This is a genomic window from Aeromonas caviae (assembly GCF_000819785.1).
Taxonomy (GTDB): domain Bacteria; phylum Pseudomonadota; class Gammaproteobacteria; order Enterobacterales; family Aeromonadaceae; genus Aeromonas; species Aeromonas caviae.
The window spans coordinates 1-3,214 of record NZ_CDBK01000057.1 but is presented as its reverse complement, the minus strand read 5'-3'; the positions used below and the strand labels follow the sequence as shown (position 1 = coordinate 3,214).

2 protein-coding genes are annotated in these 3,214 nt (G+C 57.5%); one reads left to right on the top strand and one right to left on the bottom strand.

Annotation, left to right across the window (positions count from 1 at the left end):
- Positions 1 to 782: hypothetical protein (locus BN1120_RS21275; protein WP_236727607.1), on the top strand; the 782-nt coding region annotated here is incomplete at its 5' end.
- 35 nt (positions 783 to 817) lie between these two features.
- On the opposite strand, the gene parC is transcribed toward BN1120_RS21275, so the two are convergent.
- A complete protein-coding gene (gene parC, locus BN1120_RS09430; RefSeq protein WP_042015829.1) occupies positions 818 to 3,112 on the bottom strand; it encodes a DNA topoisomerase IV subunit A in 2,295 nt (764 codons plus the stop codon).
- Between the last annotated feature and the right edge of the window lie 102 nt (positions 3,113 to 3,214).

Genomic DNA, 3,214 nt, shown 5'->3' with positions numbered 1-3,214 from the left:
GGGAACTGGGAGCGATTCATACAGCCCTATATGTAAACTCGACATACCATTATTCTTTTAATACGATGAACCAGCCTCGTTACGTGATGGAACGAAAAACAATGAAGTTAATTACAAGGTTGGTTTCCATTTTTATTGCTGTATGGCTTATCGCAATGATTGCCTACCCGGTATTCAGCTCAAATTTTAACTGGGTTGAAACTCAGCGTGTTTGGGACAGATGGCAGACACTAAACTCAGGTATGATTGCTCTTCTTGCAGCTATGCTGGCTATTTATGCGACACAATATATCGAAAATAAAAAGCGAGAGAGGAGCTTAATTGCGGAAAAGTCTCTACTTCCCTTGGCATTATCAGAGCTTAGTGAATACTGTATTGCCTTAGCTGAATATTTAAAGATGGAGCATCAAGAATGGAAAAAAGATACTTTAAAAAAATTATCTAAAAATAACAACCTAGTCCCAAATAGACCAACAGAATGGATCTTCGATGCATTTAAAAACTGCATGATTCATGAGCAAGAATCTGAGGCTAAGTTCATGGCATCGATACTTTCAGACACACAAATAATAAGTTCGAGGTTTCGTACACTCAAGGATGACAACCTATTGGTGACACAAAGAACCTTTATCAGCCGTAGAAATGAAATTTGTTTATTACACGCAAAAATAGATAGGATGTTCAAATACTCAAGAGAACATTCATTACTTCTGACAACTGAAATAACTGAAGAAGAAAAGTGTAATAGTGCGGCCGTCTTAGATTTCGAATGTATAGCCTAGTAATAAGAAGGGCGCTTTCGCGCCCTTTCTCTTTATTACCCTTCCTGATTTTCCCCAGCTACCGGTTCGGCACCGGCGACGGGTTCAATCTCGATACGATCGACTCGCTGCAGACCGCGGGGCAACTTGGCGCCACGGCGGCCGCGCTCGCCGCGGTAGTAGTCAAGGTCAGCTGGCTTGAGGGTCAGCTTGCGCTTGCCGGCAAACAGGGTGACCGACTGGCCCTGCGGGATAACGGCGGCCATCACCACAAACTCCTCCCGCGCCTTCACCCGAGCCGACGGGATGCTGATGAGCTTGTTGCCCTTGCCCTTGCCGAGCACCGGCAGGGTATTGAGCGGGAACAGCAGCATGCGCCCCTCGTTGGAGATGGCCATACAGAGATCGGTGTCCGGCGCGCCTATCTTCTGGGGCGCCATGACGATGCCCCCTTCCGGCACGGTGAGCAGCGCCTTGCCGTTCTTGTTCTTGCCAATGAGGTCGTCGTATTTGCAGACGAAGCCGTAACCGGCGTCGGAACAGATCAGATACGGCTCGCCTTCGTTCCCCATCACCAGATGGCGCACCTCTTCACCGGCCCCCAGCGCGAAGCGGCCGGTGAGCGGCTCGCCCTGACTGCGGGCGGAGGGCAGGGTGTGGGCCTCCAGGGAATAGGTGCGGCCCAGGGTGGAGAGGAACACCGCCTGCTGGTTGCTGCGGCCATGGGCGTGGGCGAGATAGCCATCTCCCGCCTTGTAGGAGAGGCCCTCCACATCCACGTCGTGGCCCTTGGCGGCGCGTACCCAGCCCTTGTCGGAGAGGATCACGGTGACCGGCTCGCTCGGGGTGAGCTCCTTCTCGGTCAGGGCCACGGCGGTGGCACGCTCCACCAGCGGGGTGCGGCGATCGTCGCCGTACTTCTCGGCATCCGCCAGGATCTCTTTCTTCAGCAGGGTGCTGAGACGGCGCTCGGAACCCAGGATCAGTTCCAGCTTGTCGCGCTCTTCCGCCAGTTCGTTCTGTTCGGCGCGCAGCTTGAACTCTTCGAGCTTGGCCAGGTGGCGCAGTTTCAGCTCGAGGATCGCCTCGGCCTGGGTCTCGCTGATGTTGAAACGCTCCATCATCACCCGGCCCGGCTCCTCCTCGGTGCGGATGATCTCGATCACCTCGTCGATGTTGAGATAGGCGATGAGCAAACCTTCGAGGATGTGCAGGCGGGCCAGCACCTTGTCGAGGCGATACTGCAGGCGGCGGCGCACCGTCTCACGGCGAAAGCTCAGCCACTCGGTGAGGATGGTCTTGAGGTCTTTGACCTGGGGCCGGTTGTCCAGACCCAGGATGTTGAGGTTGACCCGGTAGTTCTTCTCCAAGTCCGTGGTGGCGAACAGGTGGGCCATCAGCCCCTCCACATCCACCCGGTTGGAGCGCGGCACGATCACCAGACGGGTCGGGTTCTCATGGTCCGACTCATCCCGCAGATCGGTGACCATGGGCAGCTTCTTGGCCACCATCTGGGCGGCGATCTGCTCCATGATCTTGGCGCCTGAGGCCTGATGGGGCAGCGCGGTGATGACGATGTCGCCATCCTCTTCGCTCCACACCGCTCGCTGCTTGATGGAGCCCTTGCCCGTCTCGTAGATTTTGCGGATGTCGTCGCGAGGCGTGATGATCTCGGCGTTGGTCGGGTAATCCGGCCCCTGCACATGGGCCATCAGGGCATCCAGGCCGGCATTGGGGTTGTCCAAGAGCGCCACGCAGGCGTGGGCCACTTCCCGCGCGTTGTGGGGCGGGATATCGGTCGCCATCCCCACCGCGATGCCGGTCACCCCGTTGAGCAGGATGTGGGGCAGGCGGGCGGGCAGCACCACCGGCTCCTTCATGGTGCCGTCGAAGTTGGGCGTCCACTCCACCGTGCCCTGGCCCAGCTCGGAGAGCAGCAGCTCGGAGAAGCGTGACAGCCGAGCCTCGGTATAACGCATGGCGGCAAAGGATTTGGGATCGTCCGGCGCCCCCCAGTTGCCCTGACCGTCCACCAGCGGGTAGCGGTAGGAGAAGGGCTGGGCCATCAGCACCATGGCTTCGTAACAGGCGCTGTCGCCGTGGGGGTGGTATTTACCCAGCACGTCACCCACGGTACGAGCGGACTTCTTGTGCTTGGAGAGGGCCGACAGCCCCAGCTCGCTCATGGCGTAGATGATGCGCCGCTGCACAGGCTTGAGGCCGTCGCCGATGTGCGGCAGGGCCCGATCCATGATGACGTACATGGAGTAGTTCAAGTAAGCCTGTTCGGTAAAGGTGCGCATTGGCTGGCGCTCTACCCCGTCCAGACTGAGCTCGATAGCATCACTCATAAGGTTGTTCTCTTGCTATGGCACGCCCTCAGAGGGCGGCCGGAAATGCGGGTCGGCAGGGGGCCGACGGTGAATCACAAGACCCCCTCCCAACCTCCCCCT